General features: G+C 63.0%; 15 protein-coding genes. 11 read left to right on the top strand and 4 right to left on the bottom strand.

All coding sequences use genetic code 11. The annotated features are described in order from the left end of the window. Positions 1 to 222: 222 nt before the first annotated feature. On the top strand, positions 223 to 1,428 hold the full coding sequence (locus E4656_RS07550; protein WP_135482595.1) for a BaiN/RdsA family NAD(P)/FAD-dependent oxidoreductase: 1,206 nt from the start codon (positions 223 to 225) through the stop codon (positions 1,426 to 1,428). 57 nt (positions 1,429 to 1,485) lie between these two features. Here E4656_RS07550 and E4656_RS07545 read toward each other — a convergent pair whose 3' ends face one another. Together E4656_RS07545 and E4656_RS07540 are read right to left on the bottom strand one after the other, a co-directional pair. Then, entirely contained in the window at positions 1,486 to 1,875 is a 390-nt protein-coding gene (locus E4656_RS07545) for an ectoine synthase (protein ID WP_135482594.1), read from the bottom strand. A gap of 63 nt (positions 1,876 to 1,938) precedes the next feature. Beyond that, a complete protein-coding gene (locus E4656_RS07540) occupies positions 1,939 to 2,883 on the bottom strand; it encodes a hypothetical protein (RefSeq protein WP_135482593.1) in 945 nt (314 codons plus the stop codon). A 164-nt stretch (positions 2,884 to 3,047) separates the two neighbouring features. On the opposite strand from E4656_RS07540, the gene E4656_RS07535 reads away from it, so the two are divergent. From E4656_RS07535 to E4656_RS07490, 10 genes are all read left to right on the top strand, one after another. Beyond that, the gene (locus E4656_RS07535) at positions 3,048 to 4,043 is read left to right on the top strand and encodes a serine/threonine protein kinase (RefSeq protein WP_135482592.1); all 996 of its coding nucleotides are present in this window, start codon (positions 3,048 to 3,050) and stop codon (positions 4,041 to 4,043) included. Between the two features lie 167 nt (positions 4,044 to 4,210). Then, the gene (locus E4656_RS07530; protein WP_135482591.1) at positions 4,211 to 5,437 is read left to right on the top strand and encodes an efflux RND transporter periplasmic adaptor subunit; all 1,227 of its coding nucleotides are present in this window, start codon (positions 4,211 to 4,213) and stop codon (positions 5,435 to 5,437) included. 1 nt (position 5,438) lies between these two features. Next, positions 5,439 to 8,561 carry an efflux RND transporter permease subunit gene (locus E4656_RS07525; protein ID WP_135482590.1) on the top strand — a complete coding sequence of 1,041 codons (3,123 nt, stop codon included), beginning with the start codon at positions 5,439 to 5,441 and terminating at the stop codon, positions 8,559 to 8,561. Between the two features lie 136 nt (positions 8,562 to 8,697). Beyond that, positions 8,698 to 9,408, top strand: coding sequence for a corrinoid protein (locus E4656_RS07520; protein WP_135482589.1), 711 nt, complete (start codon positions 8,698 to 8,700; stop codon positions 9,406 to 9,408). Further along, complete coding sequence (locus E4656_RS07515) at positions 9,405 to 10,040, top strand: DUF1638 domain-containing protein (protein ID WP_135482588.1); 636 nt, start codon at positions 9,405 to 9,407, stop codon at positions 10,038 to 10,040. Before E4656_RS07520 ends, E4656_RS07515 begins: the two co-directional genes overlap by 4 nt. After that, positions 10,028 to 10,366, top strand: a complete 339-nt coding sequence (locus tag E4656_RS07510; RefSeq protein WP_135482587.1) for a virulence factor — start codon at positions 10,028 to 10,030, stop codon at positions 10,364 to 10,366. Before E4656_RS07515 ends, E4656_RS07510 begins: the two co-directional genes overlap by 13 nt. An 18-nt stretch (positions 10,367 to 10,384) precedes the next feature. Continuing rightward, positions 10,385 to 10,897 (top strand): methylenetetrahydrofolate reductase C-terminal domain-containing protein, encoded by a 513-nt coding sequence (locus E4656_RS07505; RefSeq protein WP_135482586.1) that lies wholly within the window; start codon positions 10,385 to 10,387, stop codon positions 10,895 to 10,897. After that, positions 10,894 to 11,946 (top strand): methylenetetrahydrofolate reductase, encoded by a 1,053-nt coding sequence (locus E4656_RS07500; RefSeq protein ID WP_135482585.1) that lies wholly within the window; start codon positions 10,894 to 10,896, stop codon positions 11,944 to 11,946. Before E4656_RS07505 ends, E4656_RS07500 begins: the two co-directional genes overlap by 4 nt. Continuing rightward, complete coding sequence (locus tag E4656_RS07495; RefSeq protein ID WP_135482584.1) at positions 11,943 to 12,857, top strand: dihydropteroate synthase; 915 nt, start codon at positions 11,943 to 11,945, stop codon at positions 12,855 to 12,857. Before E4656_RS07500 ends, E4656_RS07495 begins: the two co-directional genes overlap by 4 nt. A gap of 554 nt (positions 12,858 to 13,411) precedes the next feature. Further along, entirely contained in the window at positions 13,412 to 15,445 is a 2,034-nt protein-coding gene (locus E4656_RS07490; RefSeq protein WP_135482583.1) for an ASKHA domain-containing protein, read from the top strand. Between the two features lie 201 nt (positions 15,446 to 15,646). Here E4656_RS07490 and E4656_RS07485 read toward each other — a convergent pair whose 3' ends face one another. Beyond that, positions 15,647 to 17,203: a trimethylamine methyltransferase family protein gene (locus tag E4656_RS07485; protein ID WP_135482582.1), complete on the bottom strand. Its 1,557-nt coding sequence runs from the start codon at positions 17,201 to 17,203 to the stop codon at positions 15,647 to 15,649. Between the two features lie 11 nt (positions 17,204 to 17,214). Further along, positions 17,215 to 18,894, bottom strand: coding sequence for a formate--tetrahydrofolate ligase (locus E4656_RS07480; RefSeq protein WP_135482581.1), 1,680 nt, complete (start codon positions 18,892 to 18,894; stop codon positions 17,215 to 17,217). Positions 18,895 to 18,980 lie beyond the last annotated feature (86 nt).

Here is an 18,980-nt window from a genome sequence, read left to right as displayed (position 1 = left end):
GTATAGTACTGGGGATCAGCAAGTAACCGCAATCCGATGGATTTTGCTCAGGGTCCGCTCTCATTTGCCGTATGTCGAATGGAGTCCGGACGTGCTGGATCTGGCGTCTACTTTTTGTCAATCAGACCAAGTATCCTTGCCGGTAGTTTTCAACCGGTGGTGCAGATCTGTCCGAACAAGCGGGGCAGGCCTGACTGCCCCGATTTTTCTGGTTACTGCATCATGATATTGCCCCCTCAGACCCGCTCGCGACAGCAGGCCGCGGACGTGCTTGTGATCGGTGCCGGTGCCGCCGGACTGATGTGTGCCCGGGTGGCCGGGCAGCGGGGCCGTCGGGTGACGGTGCTGGAGCGTGCCAACAAGCCCGGCAAGAAAATCCTGATGTCCGGCGGCGGGCGTTGCAACTTCACCAATCTGGATGTGCAGCCGGAGCATTTCCTGTCGCGCAATCCGCATTTCTGCAAATCTGCCCTGAGTCGCTATACCCAATGGGACTTTATCAGCCTGGTGTCGGAACACGGCATAGCCTGGCACGAGAAGGCGGATGGCCAGCTGTTCTGTGATCACAGCAGCAAGGATATTCTCAATATGCTGCTGCAGGAGATCGAGGCGGTCGGAGTGCAACTGCGGCTGCGCACCGAGGTTACGGCCGTCAGCCGGAAAGAGGAAGGCTGGGTGGTGCAAACCGATCAGGGAATATGGGTAGCCGAATCGCTGGTGATTGCCACCGGCGGCCCGAGCATTCCCACTCTGGGCGCGACCGACTGGGGCATGCGCTGGGGCGAATCCATGGGGCATGAACTGGTAACCTACAGGGCGTCTCTGGTGCCCTATACCGCGCATCCAGAGGACCGGGCAGGCTGGGCACCGCTGTCCGGCGTGTCGCTGCCGGCCACGCTGTCCGTGTCAGCCCGGGACTGGACCGGCGATGTGCTGTTCACGCATCGTGGGCTCAGTGGGCCGGTGGCGCTGCAGATCTCCAACTACTGGCAACCCGGAGAGACGGTTTTCATCAACTGGTGGCCGCACGGCGACCTGCTGGCGCAATGGCATTCGGCCCGGCAGCAACAGGGGCGTCAGACGCTGGTCAACTGGCTGGGCCAGGACCTGCCGCGCCGTGTGGCGGACTGGCTGGCCGGTGACCTGGGGCAACTGCGGCTGGCTGATCTTGACGGCGAGCAGGTTACCCGGCTCCGTACGCGGGTGCACGCCTATGCGTTTCAGCCTGCGGGTACCGAAGGGTATCGCACGGCAGAGGTAACGCTGGGTGGCCTGTCGACAGACGATATCTCATCCCGCACCATGGCCAGCGGGTTGCACTCGGGGTTGTATTTCATCGGCGAGGTACTGGATGTGACCGGCCATCTTGGCGGCTACAATTTTCAGTGGGCCTGGTCATCGGGCCAAGCGGCAGGAGAGGTGGTGTAGCGGTGCTGACGCCGGGCAGAGACTGCCCGGCGCCTGTGGTGCATACGCGGCGCGGGTTCAGTCCGTGACCAGCGTATAGGACCCGTCTTCGTCGTGGACTTCACGGCCGGTAACCGGCGGATTGAAGGTGCAGATCAGGCGCATGTCTTCGGTGCCGCCACGCAGGATATGCTGGTCATGCTTGTCCAGCGCATACAGAGTGCCGTCCTTGATCGGGTGGACTTCACCGGTGGCCTTGTCTTCGATACTGCCGTTGCCGGCGACACAATAGACGGCTTCCAGATGATTCTTGTACCAGAGATGCAGCTCAGCCCCGGCCGGAATAATGGTTTCATGGAATGAAAAGCCCATGCCATCCTTCTTCAGCAGCAAGCGGCGGCTGACCCAGCCCGGCCCTTCCACTTCCTGCTCGGTGCCGACAATGTTCTCCAGACGTACAATTTTCATGCGGATAATCTCCGAAAGCCGTTAATCAGGCGCCAAAGTGTAGCACATCCGGCCCTGTCGGTTTCAGAAAAACAGCCAGCCCACAGCCAGCAGGCCCACCGCCAGCCACATGATGGCAGTGTCGCGGTCATCTTTCGCAATACCGGGCTCCCACGGGCCGGCGGCAGGGCGAGCTTCGGCGCGGATGTTGTAGCCATCGGCAGCCAGTTCCGCGTCGTCATCGGCTTCCGTCTCTTCGACACCGGCTGACAGCACTTCCCAGTATTCCAGCTCCAGGGCGCGCCGCAGGGCGTCAATGGAGGCCTGCTCAATGGCCTGGCGCCATACGGCTTCTCTGAACGCGCGTGGGTAGACCGGATGCGACAGGCTGTCATGCAATGAACGCACATACTGCTGCACCAGACCTTCCAGCCAGCCATGCAGCGGCGGCGCCGGTGAAATATCGCCCAGTGGCAGTTCTATCTCGCCGTTGTCTTCGGCGGCGACCAGAGCGTCGATCAGCTCGGCCTTGCGCAACCGTTGCGGAATGCGCTCGGACTGACGGGCCAGCATCTGCAGGTCGGATACCGTCAGCTCTTCCAGGCTGGCCCGCACATCATGTTCATGCTCTTCGGTTTCGATGGTGGCGAGACCGTCGCTCAACAAGGCCAGCCGCGCAGGGAACGGCAGTGAGGTCAGCACCTCGCCGCGGGCCAGGGCAAACACGGACTCACTGTAACCCTTCAGGTTGGCGGCCTCGCCCAGGCAGCCTTCGCGGTTGTGATCGATCATGTCGGCCAGGGTGTCGACCGCAACGCTGATCTGTTCGGTGGGCATCAGGCGTTGCCAGGTGTCGCTCCACTGGTCGACATCGGTGACATTGGCCGCAGCACGGCGCAGTTCCGACAGATCAGAGACATCGTGAATATGGACCGCGCCCTGAGTGATGGCGGGCCAGTGGCGGACATGGGGTTTCTGTTTGTCGAAGTCCCACAGCCATTCAAGGCTTTCGCTGGACAATTCGCTCATGTGACGACTCCCTGCACGCGGTAAGTGTAAGTGGATGCTTGCACTATAGCGGCCGTGAACCGGGCTTTCCACTGCCGTTTTCTGTACAGGGTTTGTCTGCCTGCGGGGTATGCCGTACCCTCTGCGTTCTCAACAGCCCCTATATGGAGCGGAAGGCGCCCTGCATGAGCGAAGCCTCGAACGAACAACATCCCTATTTCAGCCTGACGCCCGATACCGTGATGGATGCGGTGGAGAGTGTCGGCTTTGTCTGTGATGCCAGAATTTTCCCGCTGAACAGCTATGAAAACCGGGTCTATCAGGTCGGTATTGAAGACGCGGCGCCGGTGATCGCCAAGTTCTATCGTCCCGGGCGCTGGCGGGCGGAAGAGATTCAGGAAGAGCATGACTTCTCCACTGAGCTGGCCGAGCTGGAGGTGCCTGTGGTGGCCCCCTGGCGCGATGCTCAGGGTGAGTCATTGTTCCGGCACGAGGAATTCCTGTTCGCGATCTATCCCCGTCAGGGTGGGCGCGCCCCGGATCTCGAAGATGCGGATGATCTGGAAGTGCTGGGGCGGCTGATGGGACGCATGCATGCAGTGGGCTGTCAGCATCCCTTCGTGCACAGACCGACCCTGTCGGTGCAGAGCTTTGGCGTCGACAGTGTGGAGTTTCTGCTGAGCTCGGGGGCTGTCCCCGAGTCGCTGCGGCCGTCCTATGAGGCGGTGGCCTTTCCGCTGCTGGAGGACATCAGCGCCCGTTTCGCGGCCCTGGAGTTCGAACCGGTGCGGCTGCATGGCGACTGCCATCCCGGCAATATCCTCTGGCGTGACGGCGCCGCGCATTTTGTCGACCTGGACGATGCCCGCAATGGTCCGGCCGTGCAGGATCTCTGGATGCTGCTGACGGGTGATCGCGAGCACCAGACCATGGCGCTGTCGGATGTGATGGAAGGTTATCAGCAGTTTCACAGCTTCAACTTCGCCGAACTGGCGCTGATCGAGCCGCTGCGCGCCCTGCGCAGCATGCATTATGCGGCCTGGCTGGCCCGGCGCTGGCCCGACCCCAGCTTCCCCATGCACTTCCCCTGGTTTGGTGACGAGCGTTACTGGGGCGAGCACATCATGACGCTGCGCGAGCAGCTCGAGGCCCTGCAGGCACCGCCACTGGCGCTCTGGTAGCGTCGTTGTGCCCGCACCCGGTTCGGGTGCGCTCAGGGCGCATCTTCAATTGTAAACAAACCGTAAGCAGGACAGATGTCACTACTGATTGCAAGGGTCAGGAGGATAATCCAGCGCCAACCTGAAACCGGTTTCTGCCGGAGCCAACCCGAACAAGTGAGGATCAGATGCACAAACGAGTCGTTCGCATTGCAGTGGCACTGGCAATACTGGGACTGGCCATCCTCCTGGCAGTCCTGATGATCAACGGCGGCAACGACACGGCGGAAGAGGAAGCCGAGTCGCCGGCGACTGAAATCACCGCCATCGAAGTGGCACCGGGTCGTTATGCACCCCAGATGACCTGGGTGGGCACCGTCATGGCCCGCCGGGAGGCCGAGCTGAGCACGCCGATTGCGGCCGATGTGCTGGAGCTGCTGGTGGGCGAGGGCGATTCTGTTGTGGCCGGGCAACCGCTGATTGAGCTGGATACCCGGCAACTGGATTGGGACCTGGCACAGGCCCGCACCGAAGTGCGTGAACTGGAGCTGAGTCAGGAGCAGTTGCTCGACCAGCAGGAGACCGATGAAGCCATGCTGGCGCTGGAGCGGGAATTGCTCGTGCAGTCCGAGCGCGCGCTGGCTCGTGAGCGGGGGCTGCGTGAGCGCGGCGCCTCGACTGAAGCGGCGCTGGATGAGGCCGAGTCGCGTACCATTCAGGCCCGGCAGTCGGTGCGCCAGCGTGAAAGTGCACTGGCCCAGCATCCGCGTGAACTGTCACGGCTTGAACTGCAGCGCGAGCGCGCCGAAATCGGCCTGGAGCGGCTGGAGGACCAGGCCAGACGGGCAGCCATGACAGCGCCATTCGACGGCATAGTGGATGCGGTGAACACGTCCGCCGGCCAGCAGGTCGGGTCAGGGCAGGTACTGGTTTCGCTGCATGATCCGGACAGCCGGGTCTGGCGCGTGAATGCACCGGATCGCAATGCCGAAGCCCTGGAAGCTCGCCTCAACAGTGCCTGGGTGGCGCAGAGCCGGCGTGCCGCCCGGGTCAGTGAAGGTGCGGCCAGCCGCTATGTGGAATTCCCCGTGCCGGCCGAACTGGATTGGGCGCCCGGTGAAATGCACCAAGCTATGGTGCAGCGGCCCCATGTGGACAATGTGCAGCCAGTGCCTGCAGCTGCACTGTATTCCAACAACCGAATCTTCCTGGTGGATGACGACGACCAGTTACAGTCCAGCGTGATCGTGCCACTGGGGGCGACCTGGATCGATGGTGATGAATACTGGTTGATTGACGCCGCCGATCTGCCCGCAGACGGTCTGATCCTGGCCTCTCGCCTGCCCAACGTATTGAACGGGCTGCGGGTCGAGGTCACCGAGACCCGTACCGTCAGTTCGAACCGGGAGCAATAATATGACACGGATTCTGGACCACCTGCGGGAGGCCCCGTTTCTGGCCTATTTCGCCCGCCATCGGGTAGCGGCCAACCTGTTGATGCTGTTCGTCATTCTGATGGGCTTTATGGGGCTGACCCGGTTGCCCATGCAGCTGTTCCCCGATGTGACACCGGGCGCCGCAGCCGTGACCGTGGCCTGGGACGGTGCTGGTGCCGATGCGGTGGTGGACCGCATCACCGAACCGCTTGAGCGCGAACTGCTGGAACTGGATGCGATAGACCGAGTCACCTCGAACAGCCGCGATGGTTATGCGGCGCTGTCCATCTACTTTGAAGCCGGCAGCGACATGGAATCGGCCATGCGAGATTTGCGTACGGCCGTGGACAGCGTCAGTCTGCCTTCCGGTGCGGACGACCCGACCGTGCGCGAATACGAATTCTCCGAGCCGGTCATTTTCACCATCCTGTCCTATGACGGCCCCATTTCCGATCTGCGACCCTTTCTGGATCAGATGGAGAGCGATCTGCGCCGCCGCGGCATTCCCGAAACCCTGGTCGAGGGCATGGATGAGCCCATAGTGCGCATCGAGGTGACGCCCGAATCCCTGGCGCGTCACCAGTGGACAGTGGATTCGCTGGCTGATGAGATCCGCCAGGTCAATGACCGCTTTTCCGCCGGTCAGGCCGGCGAAGGCGAGAATCAGCGCAATGTGATTACCGGGGAGCGACGGACCAGTGGCCTGGCCCTGCGCGAGCTGCCACTGGGCGACAATCGCACCCTGGGTGACGTGGCCACGATTCTGGAACAGGGCGAGGAGCCGCGCAAGCGCCTGGTCTTCAATGATCGCAATGCGGTGCTGGTGCAGGTGTTCCGCTCCGGCGGCATGGACTCCATGACCACCTCCGAGATCTACCATGAGTGGCACAACGAGGTGGTACCCACACTGCCGGCAGGTGTCGAAGTCGTTGTGTTTGGCGACAACTCCGAGTTTGTCGGCGACAATGTGGAACTGCTGCTGACCAATGGTTTCTACGGCCTGATGCTGGTGCTGGGCACGCTGTTCATTCTGCTCAACCTGCGGGTGGCACTGTGGACGGCCATGGGTATTCCTGTGGCGCTGCTCGGCACCATGGCGCTGCTGTATTTCAGCGGCGGTTCGCTGAACTTTTTCTCCATGTTCGCCATGATGATGGCGCTCGGTATCATCGTCGACAACGCCATCGTGGTCGGTGAGGAAACCCAGTCCATGCTGGAGCGTGGTATTGCCCGCAGCGATGCCGCCAGCCTGGCGGTCAGCCGCATGTATGCGCCCATAGTGGCGTCATCCCTGACCACGATGGCGGCGTTTTCACCGCTGCTGTTCGTGCCCGGCATGTTCGGCGAGCTGCTGCGCCCGATTCCGCTGGTCATCATCATGGTGATCGCGGCAGCGCTGGTGGAGTGCTTCCTGATTCTGCCCGGCCACCTGCATATGAGTTTTGGCCGCAGCACCGGCAAGACCGAGACCGGCCTGCGCAAACGCATTACAGCGCTCGAGCATCGGGTGCGTGAACAGTATTATCGGCCCTTTATCACCTTCATGATTCGCCAGCGTCTGCTCAGTGTCAGTATCGCCCTGAGCCTGTTTATCGTCTCCATCGGCATGGTGGCGGGCGGCGTGGTGCCGTTTTCCGAAGATCTGGATATAGAGGCCGAAGAGATCTTTGCCGATGTTGAATTTGTCGAAGGGGCCCCGGAACAGTCCGTGGTCGAGTTCATGGAGACCATGCAGGCCGGCCTGAGAGCTGCCGAAGCCGAGTTCCTGGAACGCTATGATGTACCGTTCGAAGCGCTGATTCGCGATCTCTATTACGAGTACGATCTGGATGCCGGTGAAGCCTTCTTCATGGCGCGCCTGCCGTCGCCGGATGATCGGCCCTTCAGCAACAATCAGTTCCTGCGCGCCTGGGAATCCCATGTCGAGTTGCCGCAGGTTGTGGACCGGCTGCGTATTGCCAGCGAGAGCGGCGGTGGTGCCTCGGCCAGTGAACTCAACCTGCGGTTGGCCGGCGAGGATGCCGAGCAGTTGCGGGCCGGTACCCAGGCTCTGGTGCAGGCGCTGGAAGACTACGGTGAGCTGCGCAACGTCAATGACACCCTGCCGGCGACCAATCGCCAGGTACGGCTGGACCTGACCCCAGCTGCCCGGGCACAGGGGCTGCGCGAACAGGCGCTGGCCGGCCAGGTGGCCGCGGCCATGGATGGGGTGACCGTGCAGACCTTTACCGAGTTCGGCTCGGAGGTCGACGTACGCCTGCGCCTGGACGAACAGACCCGACAGCAACTGGACTATCTGTCCTGGCTGCCCATCAGTCTGGGCAATGGTCGTACGTTGCCGCTGAGTGAGGTCGCGACGCTGACCGCGCAGGAAGAGCCTTCGGCCACCGCGCGCGAAAATGGCCGTCAGGCCGTCACCATCACGGCGGATGCCGCCAGTGAAGACGTCAACATGCAGTCTGTGCAGGCCGACATCGCGGAGAATGTCATGCCCGGCATTCTGGCACAGTACGGCCTCAGCGCGGACTATGAAACCGGCCAGGATGCAGCGGAACTGCTGGACAACCTGGTGGTCGCTGCCTATGCCGCAGCGGCGCTGATCTTCCTGATCCTGGCCTGGATGTTCCAGTCCTATACCTGGCCGCTGGCGGTCATGACCTCGATTCCGCTTGCCATGACCGGGGCCATCTTCGGTCACTGGGTACTGCGGCTGGATCTGAACTTCCTGTCGCTGTTCGGCCTCTTCGGCCTGGCCGGTATCGTGATCAACGGCTCCATCATTCTGATCTCGCGCTATCGGGAACTGCTGGCTGACGGCTGGGATCGTCACGAAGCCATCGTCGAAGCCAGTTGCCAGCGCTTCCGGCCAGTTGTTCTGACCACCCTGACCACGGTCATGGGGCTGGTGCCCATTCTGCTGGAGACCTCGGTGCAGGCCCAGATGATCCGCAGCATGGCCACCTCGCTGGCCTTCGGTCTGGGCTATGGCGCCTTCCTGGTACTGCTGGTCATTCCCTGTGTGCTGAGCTATCTGCAAAGCATGACCGAAGCCTTCGACCGACTGGTGCGCTGGCTGTCACCAAAGCGTCCTGAAGCCGGCTAAGAGCGGCCTGCAGGCGCTGTCGTGAATCGGCAAGGTTAGGTCGTTCCTGCATCATCCCGCACCCACGGTGCGGGATACGCTTCCAGCAAGAGTGGTTCCCGGGCCAGGCCCGGGCTCTTGCACAGGAGCGGCAGCCATGACCGACGATTACGAAGACGACGATCTGGATCTCAGCACCCTGCCCGACGACGAGTTGGTCGAGCAGATGCATGATGATCTCTACAACGGCCTGCGCGAAGAAATCGTGGAAGGCACCGAGATCCTGCTGGAGCGGGGCTGGTCAGCCAATCGGGTGCTGGACGAAGCTCTGGTGGAAGGCATGCGCATTGTCGGGGTCGATTTTCGTGACGGTATCCTGTTTGTCCCCGAAGTGCTGATGTCGGCCAATGCCATGAAGGGCGGCATGGAGTTGTTGCGCCCGTTACTGGCAGAGACCGGTGTCGAGCGCATAGGCAAGATCGTCATCGGCACCGTCAAGGGCGACATCCACGATATTGGCAAGAACCTGGTCTCCATGATGCTGGAGGGTGCCGGCTTCGAAGTCGTCGATATCGGCATCAATATCCCCGTTGAAACCTATCTGGAAGCACTGGCAGAACACAAGCCGGATATTCTCGGCATGTCGGCACTGCTCACCACCACCATGCCCTACATGAAGGTGGTGATCGACACCATGACCGAGCAGGGCATCCGCGATGATTATATCGTGCTGGTCGGCGGGGCGCCGCTCAACGAGGAGTTCGGTGCGGCCATAGGCGCTGATGCCTATTGCCGCGATGCCGGGGTGGCTGTGGAAACGGCCAAGGCCCTGATTCAGCAACGTCGGGAAAACCGGGTCAGCGCATGAAACCGCTGCAGGTCATCGCCTGTGGGGCGCTGGCGCATGAGCTCACGGCGCTGCAGCGCGCCAACGGTTGGTCCGGCGTTCAGGTGCAGTGCCTGCCAGCTGAACTGCACAATCGCCCGGAGCGCATTCCCGAGGCTGTCCGCCAGGCCATTCGGGCGGCCCGCCCGCAGGTGCGGGCCCTGTTTGTCGCCTATGGCGACTGTGGCACCGGCGGCGCCCTCGATCGCGTGCTCGCGGAAGAGGGCGTGGAGCGCCTGCCCGGCGCGCACTGCTATGCCTTCTATGCCGGTCCGGAGCGCTTTGATGCCCTGGCCGCCGCCGAACCTGGCACCTTCTATCTGACCGATTTCCTCGCCCGTCACTTTGAACGTCTCGTCATGCGTGAACTGGGTCTGCGTGCCCATCCTGAACTGCGGGATCTCTATTTTGGCCACTATCGCCGGGTGCTGTGGCTGACCCAGACCGGCGACAGCGCGCTGGCAACACGCGCTCGTGCCGCCGCCGAAGCGTTGGGTCTCGAGTTTGCACAACTGCATACCGGGCTCGGCGCGCTGGAAACCCGGGTGCTGCGCTTTGTATCCCAACCACCACCGGTGTCCACCACGCAGGAGTCTCTGTCATGGCCCAGTTGATTACCGTTCTGTGGCGGGACATACCCGCCCAGATCATCTGCAAGAAGGGGCGTCGCAGCGCCCGTGTCCAGTTGTCGGACCGCTTCCAGTGGGCCATCGACAGGGCCGCCATGCGGGCCGGCAAGGGCAGCTCCGATGCCTATCTGGCCGACTGGCAGCGCAGCCAGCCCCGGCCCTGTGGCGACGATATCGAAGGCGAAGCGCGCACCGAAGCGGAACGCCTGGAGGCCCTGTACAGCGATGATGATCTCAAACGCATGATCCGCAACAAGGGGCTGTATGAACCGGAGGCCGGTGATGTGCCGGCCAGTGCGGGTCACCACTGAATCACGGAGGCCACTGCCATGTACTCAGTCAGACGCTGGGCGGTGCGCCATGCCCGCCTGATGGAGAGGACCTACAACGTCTTCGAGCCGCTGTTTACGCGTCTGGACCCGCTGTGGCGGCGGTTGGGTTATGGACGTCTGGAAAAACCGGTGGCCGCAGTGGAGCGTGGCCTGAAGGGCTGGTTGTTCGACTGCCGAATGTGCGGCCAGTGCGCGCTGAGCAGCACTGGCATGGCCTGCCCGATGAACTGCCCCAAGAACCTGCGCAACGGCCCCTGTGGCGGGGTGCGAGCCAACGGTCACTGTGAAGTGAAGCCCGACATGAAGTGCGTCTGGGTGGAAGCCTGGGAAGGCAGTCAGCGCATGACCGAGCAGGGAGGCGCGCGTATTCACCAGGTACAGCCACCGGTGGACTTTCAGTTCCAGAACACCTCGTCCTGGCTGCGGGTATCGCGGCAGAAACGGCAGGAACGTCTGATCGCCCGCTCCGGCCACACACCAGGCCAGTCGCACGGGGAGCCCTCGGCATGAAGTTTGATGACGAGCCGATTCCGGGTTACTCGCTGCCGATCCTGCCCGGCCATTACTCGCCCGGGCGGCTGGAGCGAGTATTGCGTGCCGGTTGCTTCGCCGTCACCACCGAGATCGACCCACCGGACTCCGCCGACCCGGCCGAGGTGCTGAAGCGGGCGGCCATCTTTGATGGCTATGTGGACGCCATCAATGCCACCGATGGCTCCGGCGCGAACTGCCATATGTCCAGTGTGGGCGTGTGCTCTCTGCTGACCCGGGTGGGCTACGCGACCATCTTGCAGATTTCCTGCCGCGACCGGAACCGTATCGCCATTCAGGGCGAGATTCTGGGTGCCGCCGCCATGGGCGCCTGCAACATCCTCTGTCTGACCGGTGACGGCGTGCAGGCCGGGGATCATCCGGGCGCCAAGCCGGTGTTCGATCTGGACAGCATGTCGCTGCTGGAGATAGCCCGCACCATGCGCGACGAATCCCGCTTTCAGAGCGGCCGCAAGCTGGACCTGCCGCCGCGGGTGTTTCTTGGCGCGGCGGAGAACCCCTTCGTCCCACCTTTGGATTTTCGCCCGCATCGGCTGGCCAAGAAGGTGGCTGCCGGCGCCCAGTTCATCCAGACCCAGTACTGCTTCGATATCGACCTGCTGCGCAATTTCATGCGCAAGGTCAGTGATCTCGGCCTGCTGGAAGGGCCGGACCGGGTGTTCATCCTGGTCGGTGTGGGGCCGCTGGCCTCGGCCCGGGCTGCGCGCTGGATTCGCGCCAATGTCCCCGGCGTGCATATTCCCGATGCCATCATCGAGCGTATCGAAGGCGCGCAGAATCAGAAGGCCGAGGGCGTTGCCGTGTGCAAGGATCTGATTCACCAGATTCGCCAGATCCCCGGTGTCAGTGGTGTGCATGTCATGGCCTACCGGCAGGAACACACGGTGGCCGAAATCATCGAACAGACCGGAGTGCTGGCAGGGCGTGTGCCCTGGTACCCCGGTCGTGACAACCCCGAAGAACTCAACCCCGAATCCCCGGACGCACTGCAGGAGGAAACCCTATGACCGACACCATCATCAGTTCACACAGGAAAGAGGTCGTTATCGGCTTTGATCGCCCCTTTGTGGTGATTGGGGAACGCATCAACCCGACCGGCCGCAAGCAACTGGCGGCCGAAATGGCGGCCGGGGACTTTTCCCGGGTGGAACAGGATGCGCGCGCCCAGATTGCCGCCGGTGCACACATGCTTGACGTCAATGCCGGTATTCCACTGGCAGATGAGCCGGCGATTCTGGCCGCAACCATCAAGCTGGTGCAGTCGCTGACCGATGTGCCGCTGTCGATTGATTCCTCGGTTCGTGATGCACTCAAGTCGGGTCTGGAGGTCTATCAGGGCAAGGCGCTGGTCAATTCGGTGACCGGAGAAGAGGAGAGCATGGAAGCGGTGCTGCCACTGGTGAAGAAGTACGGTGCGGCGGTGGTGGCGATCAGCAATGATGAAACCGGCATTTCGGAAGATCCGGAGGTGCGGTTTTCGATAGCGAAAAGAATAGTGGAGCGGGCGGCGGATTACGGCATCCCGGCCAGTGATGTGGTGGTGGACCCGCTGGTGATGCCGATCGGGGCGGTGCGCACGGCGGGGCGGCAGGTGTTCGAGCTGTGCTATCGACTGCAGCGGGAACTGAAGGTGAACACCACCTGCGGGGCGTCGAATGTGAGCTTCGGGCTGCCCAACCGCAATGGCATCAATGCGTCCTTCATGAGCATGGCCATTGCCTCCGGCATGACGTCGGCGATCACCAATCCGCTGCATGCCGAGATCATGACGTCGATCATGGGGGCGGATGTGCTGATGGGGCACGACCCGGACTGCGGGCGCTGGATTCAGAAGTTCCGCGAACCGCCGGCGGCCAATGCTGACGGCAGCGCTGGCCGCGGCCGCCGCCAGACCCGGCGGCGGCGGGCTTCGGCTTAAAGTCAGGCAGTGCCACCCTGTAGGCTGTGGCCCTTGGCCACGCATAGACACCGAGGCCATCGGTAGACCGGGTGCCAGTCGGACCGTCGCCAGGCTCGGGTACATGCCTGTGAGACACGCAAAAAACGGCATCCATGCCAGCTCGGTTGCGGCCGTCCCTGGCCGCAAACGGTCTCACAATGCATGCACCCGGCAGGCGACTCCATGAATGCCGCCCCGTGCTCATGTAGCGAGCGACGCGAGTCGCGATGGGCGGCGGAAGCTGCCCTTCATGCGGGCCCAGTCGGGACTTGCGTCCCTCGCTACAGAGAGGTGGCAGACGGTGGCACTGAGGGTGCGGCCGCCGCGCGGCGGTGCCCTGATCCGCAGACCGTCTGCGCACATGGATGTGCGCAGTCGAGCTGGCATGGATGCCGTTTTTTGCGTGTCTGCGGTCAGGGTACCCCGCAGCAGGCGGCATAGGTACGGTGCCTTCCGCCGCTTTGGTGCAGTGCGTGGCCAAGGGCCACAGCCTACAAACAAGGCGGCCAATCAATTCGGGCAGGAGAACAGACATGTCGGAACAGGACGCGCTGGTTGTATTTACCCCCTCCGGGCGGCGCGGGCGCTTTCCGGTAGGCACGCCGTTGCTGCAGGCGGCGCGTGCTCTGGGCGTGGACATCGATTCCGTCTGCGGCGGCCGTGGCCTGTGCGGGCGCTGTCAGGTCACGGTCTGTGAAGGCGAGTTCTCCAAGCACGGCATATCTTCGCGCGCCGACAGCCTGAGCCCGGTCGCCGAGAACGAACAGGCCTACATTCGCCGCCGCGGCGAACTCAAGCCCGGGCGGCGCCTGAGCTGTTCCTCGCAGTTGCAGGGCAACTGCGTCATTGACGTGCCGCCGGAAAGTCAGGTGCACCGCCAGATCGTGCGCAAGCGGGCCGAGGTGTTCGACATCGAACTCGACCCCATGATTCGCCTCTATTATGTCGAAGTGCAGCAGCCCGACATGCACCTGCCCACCTCCGACCTGCGCCGCCTCAAGGAGGCTCTGGACTTCGAATGGCGGCTGGAGAATCTGTGGTCGGACATCCGCGTGGTACAGGAAATTCAGGCCGCGCTGCGCACCGGCGACTGGAAGGTCACCGCCGCCATCTATGACGACCAGCGCATCATTGCCGTCTGGCCCGGCTTTCAGAGCCGCATCTACGGCATGGCGGTGGATGTGGGTTCCACCACCATCGCCGCCCACCTGTGCAACCTGCAGAGCGGTGAGGTCGTGGCCTCGGCCGGGCGCATGAATCCGCAGATCCGCTATGGTGAAGATCTGATGAGCCGGGTGTCCTACGTGATGATGAACCCGGGCGGCAACGAGGACATGACGCGTGAAGTGCGCCAGGCGATCAATGATCTGGCGCTGGATCTGGCCACCGAGGCCGGCATTGCCCTGACCGAAATCATCGAGGCCACCTTTGTCGGCAACCCCATCATGCATCACCTGCTGCTGGGCGTGAACCCGATCGAACTGGGCGGCGCGCCCTTTGCGCTGGCCACCGGCGACAGTGTGTCCGGCCTGCAGGCTACCGAGCTCGATCTGTTCATTCACCCCAATGCACGGGTCTATGTGCTGCCCTGCATCGCCGGCCATGTGGGTGCCGATACGGCGGCCATCATACTGTCGGAGACACCCTACCTGACGGAAGAACTGACGCTGCTGGTTGATGTCGGCACCAATGCCGAAATCGTGCTGGGCAACCGCGAGCGGGTGCTGGCCTGTTCCAGCCCCACCGGCCCGGCCTTCGAGGGCGCCCAGATCAGCTGCGGGCAGCGCGCGGCCAACGGCGCCATCGAACGGGTGCGTATCGACCCGGATACGCTTGAGCCGCGTTTCAAGGTTATCGGCAGTGATCTTTGGTCCAACGAGCCGGGGTTTGACGCGGTGGTACAGAAAACAGGCGTTACCGGCATCTGTGGTTCCGGCATCATCGAGGTGATGGCCGAGCTGTATCTGGCCGGCATCATCACTCAGGACGGCATCATCGACGGCAGTCTGGCGGCGCGCAGTGAGCGCATCGTGGCCGATGGCCGTACCTGGTCCTATGTACTGGATCAGAGCGACGATCGCACCCTGAGCATTACCCAGAATGACGTGCGCGCCATTCAACTGGCCAAGGCGGCGCTTTATGCCGGCATCCGGCTGCTGATGGACAAGCTGGGTGTGGATTCGGTGGAGCGGATCGGCCTGGCCGGGGCCTTCGGCAGCCACATCGATGTCAAATACGCCATGGTGCTGGGCATGATTCCGGACTGTCCGCTGGAGAACGTCAAGTCGGTGGGCAACGCGGCCAGCACCGGCGCGCGCATTGCGCTGCTGAACAAGAAGGCGCGGCTGGAAATAGAGGATCAGGTGCAGCAGGTGGAGAAGATCGAAACCGCCGTCGAACCCCGGTTTCAGGAGCACTTCATCAATGCGATGGCGATACCGCACAAGACCGACGGCTTTCCCCACCTGCGCGGCAGGTTCACCCTGCCCGAACCCCGGTTCATCGAGCGCGACGACGGCAGCGAGGGTGGTGGTCGTCGCCGGCGCAGACGCCGGAGGGTGGCGTGATGTGCCTCCGAACTGGCATGGATGCCGTATTTTGCGTGTCTCACAGGGCATGTGCCCGAGCGTGGCGACGGTAACCGAGCACCATATGGCGGTCAGACAGCCCCGAGCCTGGCAACGGTCCGACCGGCACCACAAGTAGCGGACAAAGGGGCGCCTGTCGGCGCCATGCGTGGCCGAGGGCCACAGCCTACAGCCGCCGCCTCACGAGATATTGGAGTCCGGGAACTCGGCCTTGCGCTGGTCCATCCAGGCCACCAGTGCCGCATCGACGGCCGGGTCGAGCTCGGGGGCTGCATACTCCGCCAGCAGCTTCTTCCAGCGTGCATTGGCGCGCTGAGCCGCCTCCAGTGAGCCGTCGGCATCCCACTGCTCGAAGCTGTTGTTGTCCGCCACCGTCGAGCGATAGAACGCCGTCTGGAAGTTGGCCTGGGTGTGCGAACAACCCAGATAATGGCTGCCCGGCCCCACCTCGTGGATGGCATCCATGGCCTGACCGTTCTCGCTCAGGTCGACGCCCTTCAGCAGCGTCTGCATCATGCCCGTCTGGTCCGTGTCCAGAATGAACTTCTCGTAACCCATAGCCAGGCCGCCTTCCAGCCAGCCGGCAGCGTGCAGCACAAAGTTCACCCCGGCCAGTGTGGTCGGCAACAGCGTATTGGCGCTTTCCGTCGCCGCCTGCGCATCGGGAATCTTGGACGCTGTCAGGGAGCCGCCGGAACGGAACGGCACGCCCAGACGCCGCGCCAGATTGGCCATCACATACAGCACCAGAGCCGGCTCGGGGGTGCCGAAGGTCGGGGCGCCGGACTGCATGGACATGGAACTGGCAAAGCTGCCGAACACCACCGGTGCGCCCGGCTTGACCAGTTGGCAGAAGGCCATGCCGGCCATGGCTTCGGCCAGCGTCTGGGTGGCCGTGCCGGCTACCGTTACCGGCGACATGGCGCCGGCCAGAATGAACGGCGAAATGATGCAGGCCTGATTGTTGCGCGCATAGACCTTGGCCGCCCCCAGCATGGTTTCGTCGAAGGTCATCGGCGAATTGGCGTTGATCAGGTTGATCACCGCTGTGTTGGGCTCGCCCGTTTCCGGGTTCAGCCAGCGTTCACCGAACAGTATCTTCGCCATCTCCACCGTGTCCTGAGCGCGCTCGGGATGCGTGACCGACCCCATGAACGGCTTGTCGGAATACTTCATATGGCTGTAGACCATGTCGAAGTGGCGCTTGTTCACCGGCAGGTCGACCGGCTCGCAGATGGTGCCGCCCGAATGGTGGATGCTGGGTGTCATGTAGGCCAGCTTGACGAAATTGCGGAAGTCCTCGATGGTCGCATAGCGGCGACCCTGGTCCAGATCGCGCACAAAGGGGCTGCCATAGGCCGGCGCAAACACCGTGTTGTTGCCGCCGATCTGCACATTGCGCTCCGGGTTCCGCGCAATCTGGGTAAACTCGCGTGGTGCATGGTCCTGAATCAGTTGACGGCACAGGCCCTTCGGCATGCGCACGCGTTCTCCCTGTACATCGGCACCGGCCTGACGCCACAGGTCGAGCGCTTCCGGGTCGCCCCGGAACTCGATGCCGATCTCTTCCAGAATGCGGTCGGCATTGTGTTCGATCAGCGCCAGGCCATCCTCGCCCAGCACCTCGAATACCGGAATCTGCCGGGTAATGTAGGGCACGATGTCGACCGGAGCGGACGCTCTGGCCCGGCGATCAGCGCTGCCGCCACCGCGGCGGCGTCGGGTTCTGGTAGTCATGGTAATGCTCCTCAGGAAAGTCCCACAATATTGCCTTCGGCATCCAGCCCGATATGCTCCGCCGAAGGCACGCGCGGCAGCCCGGGCATGGTCATTACATCGCCACAGACCACAACCAGAAATTCGGCACCGCCGGACAGCCGCACCTCGCGGATCGGCACCTCATGATCAAAGGGCGCACCTTTCAGGTCCGGGTCGGTGGAAAAGCTGTACTGCGTCTTGGCCATGCAGATCGGGAAGTGCCCGTAGCCCGACTCCTGGAATTCATGAATCTGATCACGCACCTTCTGGTTGGCCATGATGTCGTGGGCGCCATACAGGGTGGTGGCAATGGTGCGGATCTTTTCCCACAGGGGCAGTTCGTCGCTGTACAGGGGGGCATACTGGCTGGCGCCGCTGTCGGCCAGTTTTGCCACCGCCCGGGCCAGATCCTCGGCGCCGGCGCTGCCATCGGTAAAGTGGGTGCAGACAAAGGCCTCGGCGCCCTGTTCGGCGGCCACCTCGCGAATCGCTGCCAGTTCGGCATCGGTGTCGTTGTGGAAGCGGTTGATGGCCACCACCACGGGCACCCCGAAGGTCTTGACATTGCGGATATGCCGGGCCAGGTTTTCGCCGCCCTGCAGCACTGCCTCGACGTTCTCCTGGCCGAGGTCATCCTTGCCCACGCCGCCGTGCATCTTCAGTGCCCGGGCGGTGGCCACCACCACAGCCGCATTGGGATGCAGCCCGGCCTTGCGGCACTTGATGTTGAAGAATTTTTCCGCCCCCAGGTCGGCGCCGAAGCCGGCCTCGGTCACCACATAGTCTGCCATCTTCAGGGCGGTGGTGGTGGCCATCACTGAGTTGCAGCCATGGGCAATATTGGCGAAGGGGCCGCCATGAATAAAGGCCGGGTTGTTCTCCAGAGTTTGCACCAGATTGGGGCTGAATGCTTCACGCAGGAGCACGGTCATGGCCGAATTGGCCTTGAGCTGGGCCGCCGTGACCGGTTCCCTGTCGCGAGTCTGCGCCACAATGATGTTGCCCAGCCGCGTTTCCAGTTCCTGCAGTGAGCGCGACAGACAGAAGATGGCCATGACCTCGGAGGCGACGGTGATGTCGAAACCGTCCTCGCGCACATAGCCGTTGCCGACGCCGCCCAGACTGTTGATGATGTGCCGCAGGGCGCGGTCGTTCATGTCCACCACCCGGCGCAGATAAATGCGGCGCGGGTCGATGTTCAGCTCGTTGCCCCAGTGAATGTGGTTGTCCACCAGGGCGGCCAGCAGGTTGTGGGCGCTGCCGATGGCGTGGAAATCGCCGGTGAAATGCAGGTTGATGTCTTCCATCGGAATCACCTGCGCATAGCCGCCCCCGGCCGCACCGCCCTTGACGCCAAAGCAGGGGCCCAGGCTGGGCTCGCGCAGGCAGGTGATGGTCTTCTTGCCGATGCGGTTGAGCGCATCACCGAGACCGACCGAGGTGGTGGTCTTGCCTTCGCCGGCCGGGGTCGGGGTGATGGCCGTGACCAGAATCAGCTTGCCGTCATCCCGGCTGCCGGTCTGGCGCAGAAACGGTTCGGACAGTTTGGCCTTGTAGTGGCCGTACTGGAGCAGGGCATCAGCCGGAATGTCCAGGCCTGCGGCTACTTCCGTGATGGGTTTGATGTCGGCTCCGCGCGCTATCTCGATGTCGGAGGGAAAAGATGCCATGGTCGCGCCTCTTGTCTGTTCTGAGTTGATGGAAGCCGCCTGCGGCACCCGAAGCAACTGCCCTGATGGCATCATGGCAGTTTGCG

The organism is Natronospirillum operosum, assembly GCF_004768465.1.
In the GTDB taxonomy this organism is placed as follows: Bacteria; Pseudomonadota; Gammaproteobacteria; order Pseudomonadales; family Natronospirillaceae; genus Natronospirillum; species Natronospirillum operosum.
This window is presented reverse-complemented; position numbering and strand designations above follow the sequence as displayed.